Below are 14,854 nucleotides of genomic sequence, written 5' to 3' on the forward strand. Positions count from 1 at the left end.
TTGACCGCTTCGATCTTGAATTCTTCGGGGTAACGCTGACGACTCATGGCACCTCCTATTTGGGCCTCATTATGAGGCTTGGAGGTGTCTACGAAACCAGGGGCGATTCAATGTGGGCGGGTGGTTTCAGACACATCGAACCACCGTTCGAGATATTGCACCACACCCGAAGTCAGGGGTCTTTTTCGGATTACAACGAAGTACTGGTCGTGACCCGCCCCTGCGCCAAAATACATTTTTCGATGACGAAAGAAGTGAAGGTCACCGGAATATTGTATTCCCCAAGCAATAGAGGCGCTGATCCCACGGATGACATCACGCTATTGCACGCGTTGCTCGCATTGAATCCTGAATTAGACATCGAACTGGCCTGAGCTCCTCGACGGCTGCGAGGAGACGAGAAGCCTGATCGCAGCGCACGATTCGCCGTCTCCGTTATGCTATGTGCCGTTCAATGGGCAGGGGGGCAAGTGTGATCAATTATCTGTGGTTTTTTTTGGCGGCGTTGTTTGAGATTGGCGGCTGCTATGCATTTTATCTGTGGCTGCGCCTGGGCAAGAGCGCGTGGTGGGTATTGCCGGCGCTGGCCAGTCTGACGGTGTTCGGCCTGATTCTCACCCGTGTCGAAGCGGCTTACGCCGGCCGTGCCTATGCCGCCTATGGCGGGATCTACATCGTTTCCTCGTTGCTCTGGCTGGCCTTGGTGGAGCGGGCGCGGCCAATGACCAGTGACTGGCTAGGGGCTCTGCTCTGCGTGGCCGGCGCAACCCTGATTGTCTTCGGGCCACGGTTGCAACAAGGCTGAAGTCGGTGGGGCTGTAGGTGGAATCGCTCTTTTGTGTGGGATGCGTCTATTCCCTTGGCGTAACGTTGTACGTTTGAAGGGGCCCGAGGCAGTCTCTGGTTTTCCGTTGGATGGGAGAGTCAGACATGCTGGTGATAGGGCGTCAGGTAGGACAGGCGATCAAGATCCGGGACGACATCACGATCCGGGTGTTGTCCGTGCAAGGGGGGGAGCAGGTGCGCCTGGGCATCCAGGCACCTGCCCATATCACGGTAAACCGTGAAGAGATCAGCGAGAGCGTCAAGCAAGCCCTGGCAGCGCGGCTGCAGGGCAAGCGATCAGTCGAATAGCTCCCTGGGTACCTCGTGCTTGGCCAGCAACTGGCATTGCTGGCTTTCAAGATCGAACAGAATGAACGCCTGACCTTTGGCCAGTGCCTGGCGCACGCGCAGGACGCGGGTTTCCAGGGGCGTGTCGTCACCGTTGTCGGTGCCGTCGCGGGTGACGAAGTCCTCGATCAGACGGGTGAGGGTTTCGGCTTCGAGTTGGTCGTAGGGAATCAGCATGGTTACAGGATCTTGTCTGGGAGAAGGCATGCTACGCCAATCGTGCGCCTCTTGCCTGTGGTGGCTGCGCCGCCCGATCGCGGCGCAGGGGCTCTCTCTCCGGGTGGCTCAAGCCTTGTTGCCGACCAGGCTGTCCACTGCCGGCACCCGCGTGTCGCTTTCCATCTGCGCATCGTGCTCCAACTGGTGGCTGAAGCGCTCGAGCGACGCATTGGCGGGCTGCGAGTCGCTGGCGAACACCGGTGGGCTGAGCAGGTAGCCGGCCAACAGGCGACTGAGGGCTGCCAGGCTATCGATATGGGTGCGCTCGTATCCATGAGTGGCATCGCAGCCAAAGGCGACCAGCGCCGTGCGGATATCGTGCCCGGCCGTGACGGCAGAGTGGGCATCGCTGAAGTAATAGCGGAAGAGGTCCCGGCGTACCGGCAGGTCCTGATCACCGGCCAGTTTCAGAAGGTGACGCGAGAGGTGGTAGTCGTAAGGGCCTGATGAGTCCTGCATGGCTACGCTCACGGCATGCTCGCTGGAGGCCTGCCCGGGCGCCACCGGAGCGATGTCGATGCCGACGAACTCGCTCACGTCCCACGGTAACGCCGCTGCGGCGCCAGAGCCCGTCTCCTCGGTGATGGTGAACAGCGGATGGCAGTCGATCAACGGTTGCTGGCCGCATTCCACTACAGCCTTGAGCGCTGCCAGCAGAGCCGCCACGCCGGCCTTGTCGTCCAGGTGTCGGGCGCTGATATGGCCGCTTTCAGTGAATTCCGGCAGTGGATCGAAGGCGACGAAATCGCCGATGGCAATGCCCAATGACTCGCAGTCGGCACGTGTGGCGCAGTAAGCGTCCAGGCGCACTTCCACATGCTCCCAACTGATCGGCATCTGATCGATGGCAGTGTTGAAGGCGTGCCCGCTCGCCATCAGCGGCAGCACGCTACCGCGATACACACCAGTGTCGGTGAACACGCTGACGCGGCTGCCTTCGGCGAAGCGGCTGGACCAGCAGCCCACCGGGGCCAGGGCCAGACGTCCGTTGTCTTGCAACTGGCGCACACTGGCACCGATGGTGTCCAAATGCGCCGAGACGGCGCGGTCGGGGGTGTTTTGGCGGCCTTTGAGCGTGGCGCGGATGGTGCCGCGGCGGGTCAGCTCGAAGGGGATGCCCAGCTCGTCCAGGCGTTCGGCCACGTAGCGCACGATGGTATCGGTGAAGCCGGTGGGGCTGGGGATGGCGAGCATTTCCAGCAGCACGCGTTTGAGGTAATCGAGGTCAGGTTCGGGGTGTCCGTTAGACATCAGGTACTCCTTGGGTTGGCGCTGTTCTCTTCGCGGGTAAACCCGCTCCCACAGAGCCGCGCCGAGCCCAATGGGAGCAGGTTTACCTTGTGCACGGTTTCACGTCGGAGCCCGGCTATGGGGAAAGAGCAGGTCGACGAAGCGCTCGGCGGTGGGTTGCGGTTCGTGATTGGCCAGGCCGACCCGCTCATTGGCTTCGATGATCACGTAATCCGGGTGCTCGGCATCGCGCACCATCAGGTCCAGGCCTACCACGGGGATGTCCAAGGCGCGCGCGGCACGCACCGCCGCATCGGCCAGTACGGGGTGCAGGCGTTCGGTCACGTCTTCGAGCGTGCCACCGGTGTGCAGATTGGCGGTGCGGCGCACGGCAAGGCGCTGCCCTGCCGGCAACACACTGTCGTAGCTCAGCCCTGAGCCGCGCAGGGTGCGTTCGGTTTCCTCATCCAGCGGGATACGGCTTTCGCCTCCAGTGGCGGCCTGGCGTCGACGGGACTGGGCTTCGATCAAGGCCTTGATACTGTGCTTGCCGTCGCCGATCACCTGGGCCGGGTGACGGATCGCTGCTGCCACCACTTCGAAACCGATGACCACGATGCGCAGGTCCAGGCCGGGATGGAAGCTTTCCAGCAGGACCCGGCTGTCGAAGCGACGGGCTTGCTCGATGGCCTGGTCGATCTCCTCGACGCTCCCCAGGTTGACCGCCACGCCCTGGCCTTGTTCACCGTCCACCGGCTTGACCACCACCGCGCCGTGCTCTTCAAGAAAGGCCTGGTTGTCGTCGGCGTTGCCGGCCAGCTGTTGCACGGGGACTCTCAGGCCTGCCGCGTCCAGGACGTGCTGGGTGAGGCGTTTGTCCTGGCACAGCGTCATGCTCACGGCGCTGGTCAGGTCACTCAGCGACTCCCTGCAGCGGACCCTGCGCCCGCCCAGGCTCAGGGTGAACAGACCGGCGCTGGCATCGTCGACCTGCACGTCAATCCCACGCCGATAGGCTTCGTCGACGATCAGACGGGCGTAGGGGTTGAGCGACGCCTCTGGCCCGGGGCCGAGGAACAGCGTCTGGTTGATGCCATTCTTGCGCTTGACCGCGAAGGTCGGCAGGTTGCGAAAGCCCAGCTTCTTGTAAAGGCGCTTGGCCTGGCGATTGTCGTGCAGCACCGACAGATCCAGGTAGGCCAGGCCGCGGCTCATGAAATGCTCGACCAGATGACGCACCAGCACTTCACCGACGCCTGGACGGGTGCATTGCGGGTCAACGGCCAGGCACCACAGGCTGCTGCCATGCTCGGGGTCATCGAAGGCCTTGCTGTGGTTCAGGCCCATGACGCTGCCGATCACCGTGCCGGTCTCTTCATCCTCGGCTAGCCAGTACACCGGGCCTCCCAGGTGATGAGGGGTGAGCAGCTCGGGGTTGACCGGCAGCATGCCGCGGCCTTGGTAGAGGGCGTTGATGGCGTGCCAGTCGGCGTCGGCCTGGGCCCGGCGAATGCGAAATCCGCGGAACACCCGTTGCGCCGGACGGTAGTCGGTGAACCACAGGCGCAGCGTGTCCGAAGGGTCGAGAAACAGCTGTTGCGGGGCCTGGGCCAGCACTTGCTGGGGGGCTGCCACATAGAGGGCGATGTCCCGTTCTCCTGGACGCTCGTCGAGCAGTGCCTCGGCGAGCAGGGTCGGGTCCGGGTAGGTATGGCCGATCAGCAGCCGCCCCCAGCCGCAATGCACAGCGCGGGGTTGGCCGTGGGGTTCGCTGCCATCACCGGCCAACTGTGCTTGCAGGCGCTCGTAGGAGGGCGCTTGCCCACGAAGCAGGCGCTGGCCGTAGGCTGTTTGCGCTTTCATCGGTCAGATTCCTTGTTCGCTGAGCCAGAGATTCAGGGCGGCCAGTTGCCACAGCTTGGAGCCCCGCAGCGGCGTCAGTTGACCTTGAGGATTGCTCAGCAGGCGATCGAGCATGGCGGGGTTGAACAAGCCTCGGTCCTGGGTCGGGTCAGTGAGCAGCTCACGGACCCAGCCCAAGGTGGCGCCTTGCAGGTGCTTCAAGCCCGGCACCGGGAAATACCCCTTCTTACGATCGATCACCTCGTGGGGAATCACCCGCCGTGCGGCCGCCTTGAGCACCTGCTTGCCACCGTCGGGCAATTTGAAGCGGCCCGGGATGCGCGCCGACAGCTCCGCCAGGCGGTAATCGAGAAACGGCGTGCGCGCTTCCAGGCCCCAGGCCATGGTCATGTTGTCGACGCGTTTGACAGGGTCGTCCACCAGCATCACGGTACTGTCCAGACGCAGGGCTTTGTCTACCGCCTCGCTGGCGCCAGGGCGGGCGAAATGCTCGCGGACGAACTCGCCGGCCGCGTCGCTTTCCAGCAGCCAGGGGGCCTGGACCGTATCGCGGTATTCGGCATGGTCGCGGTCGAAGAAGGCCGTGCGATACGCCTCATAGGCGTCGTCGGCGCCATCGACCTGCGGGTACCAGTGATAGCCGGCGAACAGCTCGTCGGCGCCCTGACCGCTCTGCACGCCTTTGCAGTGCTTGGCCACCTCCCGCGAGAGCAGGTAGAAGGCGATGCAATCGTGGCTGACCATCGGCTCGCTCATGGCGCGGAACGCCGCCGGCAGCTGTTCGATGATCTCGCGCTCGTCGATGCGCAATTGATGGTGGCGCGTGCCGTAGTGACGGGCGATCAGGTCTGAATACTGAAACTCGTCACCCCGCTCGCCGCCGGCATCTTCGAAGCCGATGGAGAAGGTCGAGAGGTCGTCCACGCCTACCTCGCGCAACAGGCCGACCAGCAGGCTCGAGTCGACACCGCCGGAGAGCAGCACGCCGACATCCACCGCCGCCCGTTGACGGATCGCCACGGCATCGCGGGTGGCGTCGAGCACGCGTGTGGTCCAGTCCTCCAGGTCCAGGTGCTGCTCATCCGCACGAGGACCGTAGTGCAGTTGCCACCAGGTCTCTCGCTGCACCTCGCCGTGGCGGTCGATCCGCATCCAGGTACCGGGTTCGAGCTTCTGCACGTTGGCCAGCAGGGTACGAGGCGCGGGCACCACGGCGTGGAAGTTCAGGTAGTGGTTGAGTGCCACCGGATCGATCATCGGATCGATATCACCGCCTTTGAGCAACGCGGGCAATGTGGAGGCGAAGCGCAGGCGCTCGCCGTTGCGCGACAGGTACAAGGGTTTGACACCAAGGCGGTCGCGGGCCAGGAACAGGCGCTGGGCGTCGCGCTCCCAGATGGCCAGGGCGAACATGCCGTTGAGCTTGGGCAGCAAGGCTGCGCCCCAGGCGTGATAGCCCTTGAGCAGCACTTCGGTGTCGCCGTCGGAGAAGAAGCTGTAGCCCAAGGCTTTGAGCTCTTCGCGTAGTTCGGGGTAGTTGTAGATGGCGCCATTGAAGACCATCGACAAGCCCAGGGTGTTGTCGACCATGGGCTGCGCCGAGCCATCGGACAGGTCCATGATCTTCAGGCGCCGGTGACCGAGGGCGATCGGGCCTTGGCTATGAAAGCCCCAGGCGTCGGGGCCGCGAGGCGCCAGGTGGTGGGTGATGCGCTCCACTGCGGCGAGGTCCGCCGGGCGAGGGGCTTGGTCGATGGGGGTGAAACGTAACTCTCCTGCTAATCCGCACATAGGTCCTTACCGGTTTTGCCGTTGGGGAATATGCGCCCCGAAATGAGGCACATAAGGAACTGACCCATGGGGGTTGCGAGAGTTTTAGATCAATCTGTTATATGGGGGCGGGCCTGCTGCGCACCCTCGCTGGCTTCGCCAGCGCCTGCAGGAGGGGGGCGAAAGCCTGCGCTGGGCCGCCAAGCGGCTACTTGCCGCGAATCAACCGGCGCAACGCAAACCGATTCGGATGACATGCCTGCGCGACTGCCCGTGGCAGCGGCAGTGGTTCGCCGCACACCCAGGCCGCCACCAGTTCGCCGCTCAAAGGCGCGGTGATCAACCCGCGCGAGCCATGGCCGCTGTTCACGTACAACCCGTCCAGCCAAGGACAGGGCGTGTCGGGTACCTGTCGCGCGTCTTTGGCCAGCACCGCATAGGCTTCGGTGAACGCTTGCGCGTCCGCCACCGGCCCAACGATGGGCAGGTAGTCCGGGCTTGTGCAGCGAAATGCCGCGCGGCCTTGCAGTTGGGCGGGGTCCAGCATGCTGGTATTCAGCCGCTCGGCCAGGTCCGTGGAGATTTCATCGAGCAGGGCCAGGTTGTCCTGGTGTTCGGCGACAGTCGGTGCCAGGTCGTCGTTATGAAAGTCGAAGCTTGCGCCCAAGGTGTGTTCATCGCCACGCGGGGGCGCGACATAGCCTTCCGCGCACACCACGGTGCGCAAGGCGCGGCTGGCCTCGGTGGCCGGCAGCCGGGTGATCTGCCCGCGAATACGCTTGAGCGGCAGCGCGGCGCAGGCGTCGAAGCGGCGGACCTCGGCGGCGCCAGCGAGCACCACCACCGGCGCGCTGGCCAGCAGACGCTCGCCGTCCCAGGCTTGCCAACGGCCATCGACTTTGCGCAGTTCGATCACATCCCGGTGCGTCAACAACTCGATGCGCGGATGCTGCAACTGCGCCTGGCACAGCGCAGGCGGATGCACCCAGCCGCCTTCGGGATAGAACAGCCCACCGGCAGGCAGTGCAACGCCTGCGACAGACTCAGCCTGGGCCTGATCGAGTACGTGCAGCAAGGTACTGTCGAAGGCCTCAGCCAGCTTGGCCTGGCGCTGTGCTTCCTTGTCGTCGAAGGCCAGTTGCAGCACGCCGCAGGCGTCCCAGTCCTGGCCGCGTTGCAGCTGTTGCAGCCAGCGGCGGGTGTAGCCGAAGCCCGAGAGGATCATCTGCGACAGCGTCGTGCCGTGGGCCGAAAGTTTCAGGTACAGCACGCCCTGGGGGTTGCCCGAGGCTTCTTGGGCCGGGGCGTCGTGGCGCTCCAGCACGCTGACCTGCCAGCCACGAGCCGCGAGGCTGGCGGCAGTGGCGCTACCGGCAAGGCCGGCACCGATCACCAGGGCGTGCCGCGGGCCTTGTGCCGGTGCAGGGCGGGCGTACCAGGGCTCGGGTTCGGCAGGGGCGGGTTGCTCGGCGGGCCAGCCCTGGAACTGGCCGTGCATGACTTCCCATTTCTTGCCGATGCCCGGCACCTTGCGCATGACAAAGCCTGCGGCGATCAGGCCGCGACGTACCCAGCCAGTGGTGGTGAAGGTGCCCAGGGTGGTGCCCGGTCGTGACAGCCGGGCCAGTTGCGCGAACAGCTCCGGCGTCCACATGTCGGGGTTCTTCGCCGGGGCGAAGCCGTCGAGGAACCACACGTCGACCTGCGCGTCGAGCTGGGGCAATTGCTCCAGGGCGTCGCCCACCATCAGGGTCAGGGTTACCCGGCCATTGTCGAAGCTGAACTGCTGAAAGCCGCCGTGCACGGCCACGTACTGTGCCAGCAGCGGCTGCCAGTAGGGTTCGAGCTGCGGCCACAGTTGCACTGCACGGGCGAGGTCTTCGCGGGTGAGCGGATACTTCTCGACGCTGACAAAATGCAGGCGCGCCTCCAGCGGGGCGTGTTCGGCGAACAACTGCCAGGCGCAGTAGAAGTTCATGCCCGTGCCGAAGCCGGTCTCGCCGATCACCAGGCAGTCATGCGGCGCCAGGGCGGCGAAGCGATCGCGCAGTTGGGTCTGCTCGAGGAAGACATGCTGGGTTTCCTCGATGCCTTCGTTCTTGGAGAAATAGACGTCGTCGTACTGCCGCGAGTGGGGGCGGCCTTGGTCGTCCCAGTCGATCTGGGCATGGTGCAGATGTGTGTCAGGCATGGTTGGCTTCAGCATGTCGCGGGAGGGCGATTTTAAGCCATTTGACGGCTTGTCGCTGCGCCGACCCAATGAAAGCGGGCGGGTATTGTGATTGGGCCTGAAGCCTTGCGCACAATCCGCTAGTCTTGGTTATCCATTGAAGGAGCCAAGGCAAGTCATGTTCGAATCCGCCGAGATTGGTCACAGCATCGACAAGGAGGCTTTCGAGGCCGAAGTACCCGCCCTGCGCGAGGCGCTGCTCGAAGCCCAGTACGAACTCAAGCAGCAGGCGCGCTTTCCGGTGATCGTGCTGATCAATGGCATCGAGGGTGCGGGCAAGGGCGAGACAGTCAAGCTGCTCAACGAGTGGATGGACCCGCGCCTGATCGAGGTGCGCACCTTCGACCAGCAAACCGACGAGGAGCTGGCCCGTCCACCGGCCTGGCGCTACTGGCGGGCGTTGCCGCCGAAAGGGCGCATGGGGGTGTTCTTCGGCAATTGGTACAGCCAGATGCTCCAGGGGCGGGTCCATGGTCTGTTCAAGGATGCGGTGCTCGACCAGGCCATCACCGGCGCCGAGCGCCTGGAGCAGATGCTCTGCGACGAGGGCGCGCTGATCATCAAGTTCTGGTTCCATCTCTCCAAGAAGCAGATGAAGGCCCGGCTAAAGGCGCTCAAGGACGACCCTCTGCACAGCTGGCGCATCAGCCCGCTGGACTGGCAGCAATCGCAAACCTACGACCGCTTCGTGCGTTTCGGCGAGCGCGTGTTGCGGCGTACCAGTCGCGACTACGCGCCCTGGCATGTGATCGAGGGTGTCGATCCGTGCTACCGCAGCCTGGCGGTGGGGCGCATCCTGCTCGAAAGCCTGCAGGCGGCGCTGGCCAACGAGCCCAGCAGCAAGCACAAGGGCAACGTCGCGCCTTTGGGGCGCAGCATCGACCAGAAGAGCCTGCTCGGAGCGCTGGACCTGAGTCGCCGCCTGGACAAATCCGACTACCAGGAGCAACTGGTCACCGAACAAGCACGCCTGGCGGGCCTGTTGCGTCATAAACAGATGCGTCGTCATGCGTTGGTGGCGGTGTTCGAAGGCAATGACGCGGCAGGCAAGGGCGGGGCGATCCGCCGGGTGGCCGCGGCGCTCGACCCTCGCCAGTACCGCATCGTACCAGTCGCCGCACCCACCGAGGAGGAGCGCGCCCAGCCGTACCTCTGGCGCTTCTGGCGACACATCCCGACGCGGAGCAAGTTCACCATCTTCGACCGCTCTTGGTATGGCCGGGTACTGGTGGAGCGGGTTGAGGGGTTCTGCACGCCAGCGGACTGGATGCGCGCCTATGGCGAGATCAACGATTTCGAGGAGCAACTGAGCAACGCCGGCATCGTGGTGGTGAAGTTCTGGCTGGCGATCGACCAGCAGACCCAACTGGAGCGCTTCGAGGAGCGCGAGCAGATCCCGTTCAAGCGCTACAAGATCACCGAGGACGACTGGCGTAACCGCGACAAATGGGGCCTGTACGTCGACGCGGTGGGGGACATGGTCGACCGCACCAGCACTGAGATCGCCCCTTGGACCTTGGTCGAGGCCAACGACAAGCGTTGGGCGCGGGTGAAGGTGCTCAAGACCATCAACGAGGCGCTGGAGGCGGCATTCCATAAATCCAGCAAGTGATTGACTGGCTGCTCTGCCTTTTCGCGGGTAAACCCGGCCACAGGGATTGCGCAAGTCTTAAGAGCGGCACAATGCCGGTGAGGGGCGAGGCCCCACGTAGTTCTCCGGTGCGCTCAATGACGCCGCAATACCTGTGGGTGTACCCGAGGAATGTCCTCCTTGGCATGCCCCTAGGGAATGACTCGATGAATTCTTTTCCCGCGACTTTTCACCAGTCCGGTACTCCAAGCCCTTAGAATTTCCAGCACCCCCACCCGCAGGGCCTGATTCGAGGACGCTATGCACATTTCTTCCGGACGCTGGGGCTACGGCCTGTTCCTGGCACTGCTGACCGCGTTTCTCTGGGGCATCCTGCCGATCAAGCTCAAGCAAGTCTTGCAGGTGATGGACCCGATCACCGTCACGTGGTACCGCCTCACGGTCTCCGGCTGCCTGCTGTTCGCCTGGCTGGCGGCCAATCGGCGCTTGCCGGCGGTCAGCAAACTTGGACGCAAGGGCGCAGGCCTGGTCGCCGTGGCCGTTTTCGGCTTGATGGGCAACTACGTGTTGTACCTGATCGGGCTCAATCTGCTCAGCCCTGGCACCGCCCAATTGGTGGTGCAGATCGGCCCGGTGCTGTTGCTGGTGGCCAGCGTCTTCGTGTTCAAGGAGCGCTTCAGCCTGGGGCAGGGGATCGGGCTGCTGGTGCTGCTGGCCGGTTTCGGGTTGTTCTTCAACCAGCGGCTCGAAGAGCTGCTGACCTCGTTGGGTGTCTATACCACCGGCGTGCTGACCATTCTGCTGGCCACGAGCATCTGGGTGTTCTATGCCCTTAGCCAGAAGCAACTGCTGACTGTCTGGCATTCCCAGCAGGTGATGATGGTGATGTACCTGTGCTGCGCGCTGTTGCTGATGCCCTGGGCGCATCCCTTGGAGGCGCTGCAACTGAGCCCGCTGCAAGGCTGGCTGTTGCTGGCGTGCTGCCTCAATACCCTGGTGGCGTACGGGGCGTTTGCCGAGGCACTGGCCCATTGGGAGGCTTCGCGGGTGAGCGCGACCCTGGCCCTGACACCTTTGGTGACGTTCGTTGCCGTGGCGGCGGCGGCCGTGCTGTGGCCGGACTACGTGCAGGCTGAAGACATCAACGCCCTGGGATACTTCGGGGCGGTGACGGTGGTGCTGGGGTCGGCCTTGGTGGCGGTGGGGCCTTCCCTGGTGGCCGGCTGGCGCGCGCGGCGGGCGCGGCTGGCTCAGGTTCAGTGAGCGTGGGGCGGCCGTGCCGCCCATCGCAGGCTGCGCCAGCGCCTAAAAAGAGGGCTGGCGCACACCTGTTTGCACGGCCAGGCAGTCAGCCTTTGGCGCCAGGCGCCAGCATGTTCTCTGGCCGTACCCACTGGTCGAACTGCTCGTTGGTCAGGTAGTTGAGCTCCAACGCCGCTTCACGCAACGTCTTGCCCTCGCTGTAGGCCTTCTTGGCAATCTCGGCGGCCTTGTCGTAACCGATGTGCGGGTTGAGCGCGGTCACCAGCATCAGCCCGCGCTCCAAGTGCGCGGCCATTTGCTCGGCATCCGGCTCGATGCCGGCCACGCAGTGCTGCTGGAAGTTGCGGCAGCCATCGGCCAGCAGCTCGATCGATTGCAGCAGGTTGTGGATGATCACCGGCTTGAACACGTTCAACTGCAGATGCCCCTGACTTGCAGCGAAGCCGATCGCCGCGTCATTGCCCAGTACCTGGCAGGCCAGCATCGACAGGGCCTCGCACTGGGTGGGATTGACCTTGCCCGGCATGATCGAGCTGCCCGGCTCGTTGGCCGGCAGGCGCACCTCGGCCAGCCCTGCACGCGGACCGGAGCCGAGCAGGCGCAGGTCATTGGCGATCTTCATCAAGGCCACGGCCAGGGTCTTGAGCGATCCGGCCAGGGTGGTCAGCGGCTCATGGCCGGCCAGGGCGGCGAACTTGTTCGGCGCGGTGACGAAGGGCAGGCCCGAGAGCGCCGCAAGTTCCGCGGCGATCGCCTCGGCGAAGCCGTGCGGGGCATTGAGCCCGGTGCCCACCGCAGTCCCGCCCTGGGCCAGTTCGCACACCGCCGGCAGGCTGGCGCGAATGGCACGCTGGGCATAGTCGAGCTGGGCGACGAACGCCGAGACTTCCTGGCCGAAGGTGATGGGCGTGGCATCCATCATGTGGGTACGGCCGGTCTTGACCAGGTGCTGATGACGCGCCGACAGCTCGGCCAGGCCCGCCGAGAGTTCGGCGATCGCCGGCAGCAGTTTGTCGTGCACCGCCTGGGCGGCCGCGATGTGCATGGCGGTGGGGAAGCAGTCGTTGGAGCTCTGCGAACGGTTGACGTGGTCGTTGGGGTGTACCGGCGCCTTGCCACCTCGGCCCTTGCCAGCCAGCTCGTTGGCGCGCCCGGCGATCACTTCGTTGACGTTCATGTTGCTCTGGGTGCCGCTACCGGTCTGCCAGACGACGAGCGGGAACTGGTCGTCATGTTCGCCCTGGAGCACTTCGTCGGCGGCCTGTTCGATGAGACGGGCAATGTCGGCCGGCAGGTCGCCATTGCGGTCGTTGACCCGCGCCGCCGCTTTTTTGATCAGCGCCAGGGCGTGCAGTACAGCCAGGGGCATGCGCTCCTTGCCGATGGCGAAGTTGATCAGCGAACGCTGGGTCTGCGCGCCCCAGTAGGCGTCCTCTGGAACTTCGACCGGGCCCAGGCTGTCTGTCTCGATACGGCTCATGCTGCGTTCACTCCTTTGTCAGTCCGAAACCGCAGTTTAGGCCCTGATTCGATCGAGCGGTTCCATCGCTCGTCGTGCCACTTGAGCAGTATGGCGCCACGGCGCAGAATGCTCTCCCCGAGGTACCCGCCTCCCTTTCTTTCATGAAGGAAATGCAATGACTCGTCTTCGCGTCCTCTGTGCCGCCGTCGTCCTGGCTTGCGCCAGCGGCCAGGTACTCGCCGCCACCGCCAGCCACAACGCTGCCGCCGAGAAATTCCTGACACTGGTCAATGCCGACAAGCTGGGCACTCCGGTGTACATGCAAGTCCAGCAGATGTTCGCCCAGCGTTTCGCCCAGACCAAGGCGCCCGAGTCCAAGAAAAACGTGCTCGACAGCTACCAGGCCAAGGCCAATGCCGCCCTGGACAACGCCATCGGCTGGAAGAAGATCAAGCCGAAGATGGTCGACATGTATACCCAGACCTTCACCGAGCAGGAGCTCAAGGACCTGGTCAAGTTCTACGAGTCGCCGCTGGGCAAGAAGGTCCTGCGCGAGATGCCGCGTGTCACCCAGCAGTCGGCCCAGCTGACCCAGCAGAGCCTGGAGCCGGCGGTACCTGTGGTCAACAAATTGCTCGACGACATGACCAAGGAACTGGACCCGAACGCCGGCAAGGCCGCCCCCGCGAAGAAGTGAGTGACGCCCGATGAACATGCAGCAACGCATCGAACAGCAGTTGGCCGCCCTGGCCCCGGCGCACCTTGAGGTGCTCAACGAGAGCCACATGCACAGCCGTGGCCAGGAGACCCACTACAAGGCGGTGATCGTCAGCGAGCAGTTCGCCGGGCTCAACAGCGTCAAGCGCCACCAGAAGGTCTACGCCACGATGGCGCAGCTGATGGACCAGATCCACGCCCTGGCGATCCATACCTATACGTCCGAAGAGTGGGCCAAGGTCGGCGCGGCGCCAGCTTCGCCGGTCTGTGCCGGCGGTGGGCACTGAATCCCTTCCGCCGTTCTGGTACAATCCGCAACACCTGGGGGCCGCAAAAGCGGCCCCCAGCTTTTTGTCAAATCCGGTCCGCCCCTTACGAGGGTGACCACCTGGAGAGTTGATTCATGTCCCAAGCTATCGTCGTGGCGGCGCTGTACAAGTTCGTCACCCTGGAAGACTACCTCGAGCTGCGCGAGCCGCTGCTCCAGACCATGGCCGACAACGGCGTCAAAGGTACCTTGCTGCTGGCCCTCGAAGGCATCAATGGTACCGTCTCGGGCACCCGCGAAGGCATCGACGGGCTGCTCACCTGGTTGCGCAACGACCCGCGCCTGGTCGACATCGACCACAAGGAATCCTACTGCGACCAGCAGCCGTTCTACCGCACCAAGGTCAAGCTCAAGAAAGAAATCGTCACCCTGGGCGTGCCGGGCGTGGATCCGAACCACAAGGTCGGCACCTACGTCGAGCCCAAGGACTGGAACGCGCTGATCAGCGATCCGGAAGTCTTGTTGATCGATACCCGCAACGACTACGAAGTGGCCATCGGCACCTTCAAGGGCGCCATCGACCCGAAGACCGAGACCTTCCGCGAGTTTCCCGACTACATCAAGGCCAACTTCGACCCGAGCAAGCACAAAAAGGTTGCGATGTTCTGCACCGGCGGCATCCGCTGCGAAAAAGCCTCCAGCTACATGCTCGGTGAAGGCTTCGAGGAGGTCTATCATCTTAAGGGTGGGATCCTGAAGTACTTCGAGGAAGTGCCCCAGGAGCAGAGCCTGTGGGATGGCGACTGCTTCGTCTTCGACAATCGCGTCACGGTGCGCCATGACCTGACCGAGGGCGAATACGACCAGTGCCATGCCTGCCGCCACCCGATCAGCGTGGAGGACCGTGCGTCCGAGCACTATTCGCCAGGCGTGAGCTGCCCGCATTGCTGGGACAGCCTGAGCGAGAAGACCCGGCGCAGCGCCATCGACCGCCAGAAGCAGATCGAGCTGGCCAAGGCGCGTAACCAGCCCCACCCGATCGGTTTCAACTACAAAGCCGAGGCCTGA

At 64.1% G+C, this 14,854-nt stretch carries 14 protein-coding genes; 8 read left to right on the forward strand and 6 right to left on the reverse strand.

From position 1 onward, the window contains the following. The 3 genes from ACNFCH_RS19765 to ACNFCH_RS19775 all read left to right on the forward strand — a co-directional run. Positions 1-374, forward strand: a 374-nt coding sequence (locus tag ACNFCH_RS19765; RefSeq protein WP_416743391.1) for a hypothetical protein, incomplete at its 5' end; no start/stop codon positions are given. A gap of 98 nt (positions 375-472) precedes the next feature. Continuing rightward, positions 473-805: a YnfA family protein gene (locus ACNFCH_RS19770; protein ID WP_416743393.1), complete on the forward strand. Its 333-nt coding sequence runs from the start codon at positions 473-475 to the stop codon at positions 803-805. A 125-nt stretch (positions 806-930) separates the two neighbouring features. Next, the gene (locus ACNFCH_RS19775; protein WP_337157518.1) at positions 931-1,134 is read left to right on the forward strand and encodes a carbon storage regulator; all 204 of its coding nucleotides are present in this window, start codon (positions 931-933) and stop codon (positions 1,132-1,134) included. On the opposite strand, the gene ACNFCH_RS19780 is transcribed toward ACNFCH_RS19775, so the two are convergent. From ACNFCH_RS19780 to mnmC, 5 genes are all read right to left on the reverse strand, one after another. Beyond that, positions 1,123-1,350, reverse strand: coding sequence for a YheU family protein (locus tag ACNFCH_RS19780; protein WP_043206612.1), 228 nt, complete (start codon positions 1,348-1,350; stop codon positions 1,123-1,125). The genes ACNFCH_RS19775 and ACNFCH_RS19780 overlap by 12 nt on opposite strands. Before the next feature lie 108 nt (positions 1,351-1,458). Continuing rightward, entirely contained in the window at positions 1,459-2,643 is a 1,185-nt protein-coding gene (locus ACNFCH_RS19785) for an osmoprotectant NAGGN system M42 family peptidase (protein ID WP_196163965.1), read from the reverse strand. 99 nt (positions 2,644-2,742) lie between these two features. Beyond that, the gene (gene ngg, locus ACNFCH_RS19790) at positions 2,743-4,485 is read right to left on the reverse strand and encodes an N-acetylglutaminylglutamine synthetase (RefSeq protein WP_337157519.1); all 1,743 of its coding nucleotides are present in this window, start codon (positions 4,483-4,485) and stop codon (positions 2,743-2,745) included. A 3-nt stretch (positions 4,486-4,488) separates the two neighbouring features. After that, a complete protein-coding gene (locus ACNFCH_RS19795; RefSeq protein WP_416743396.1) occupies positions 4,489-6,276 on the reverse strand; it encodes an N-acetylglutaminylglutamine amidotransferase in 1,788 nt (595 codons plus the stop codon). A gap of 187 nt (positions 6,277-6,463) precedes the next feature. Continuing rightward, positions 6,464-8,446, reverse strand: coding sequence for a bifunctional tRNA (5-methylaminomethyl-2-thiouridine)(34)-methyltransferase MnmD/FAD-dependent 5-carboxymethylaminomethyl-2-thiouridine(34) oxidoreductase MnmC (mnmC, locus tag ACNFCH_RS19800; RefSeq protein ID WP_416743398.1), 1,983 nt, complete (start codon positions 8,444-8,446; stop codon positions 6,464-6,466). Between the two features lie 157 nt (positions 8,447-8,603). On the opposite strand from mnmC, the gene pap reads away from it, so the two are divergent. Then, positions 8,604-10,097, forward strand: a complete 1,494-nt coding sequence (pap, locus tag ACNFCH_RS19805; protein ID WP_416743400.1) for a polyphosphate:AMP phosphotransferase — start codon at positions 8,604-8,606, stop codon at positions 10,095-10,097. A gap of 279 nt (positions 10,098-10,376) precedes the next feature. Then, a complete protein-coding gene (locus ACNFCH_RS19810) occupies positions 10,377-11,339 on the forward strand; it encodes a DMT family transporter (RefSeq protein WP_337157523.1) in 963 nt (320 codons plus the stop codon). Positions 11,340-11,424: 85 nt separating this feature from the next. Here the strand turns inward: ACNFCH_RS19810 and ACNFCH_RS19815 are convergent, their stop codons facing one another. After that, a complete protein-coding gene (locus ACNFCH_RS19815) occupies positions 11,425-12,819 on the reverse strand; it encodes a class II fumarate hydratase (protein WP_337157524.1) in 1,395 nt (464 codons plus the stop codon). Between the two features lie 157 nt (positions 12,820-12,976). On the opposite strand from ACNFCH_RS19815, the gene ACNFCH_RS19820 reads away from it, so the two are divergent. From ACNFCH_RS19820 to ACNFCH_RS19830, 3 genes are all read left to right on the forward strand, one after another. Then, positions 12,977-13,498 (forward strand): DUF2059 domain-containing protein, encoded by a 522-nt coding sequence (locus ACNFCH_RS19820; protein WP_196163958.1) that lies wholly within the window; start codon positions 12,977-12,979, stop codon positions 13,496-13,498. 10 nt (positions 13,499-13,508) lie between these two features. Next, positions 13,509-13,805, forward strand: coding sequence for a BolA family protein (locus ACNFCH_RS19825; protein ID WP_070091637.1), 297 nt, complete (start codon positions 13,509-13,511; stop codon positions 13,803-13,805). A 116-nt stretch (positions 13,806-13,921) separates the two neighbouring features. Further along, a complete protein-coding gene (locus tag ACNFCH_RS19830) occupies positions 13,922-14,854 on the forward strand; it encodes a rhodanese-related sulfurtransferase (RefSeq protein ID WP_416743404.1) in 933 nt (310 codons plus the stop codon).

The organism is Pseudomonas sp. NY15354 (assembly GCF_048068075.1).
Taxonomy (GTDB): domain Bacteria; phylum Pseudomonadota; class Gammaproteobacteria; order Pseudomonadales; family Pseudomonadaceae; genus Aquipseudomonas; species Aquipseudomonas guariconensis_C.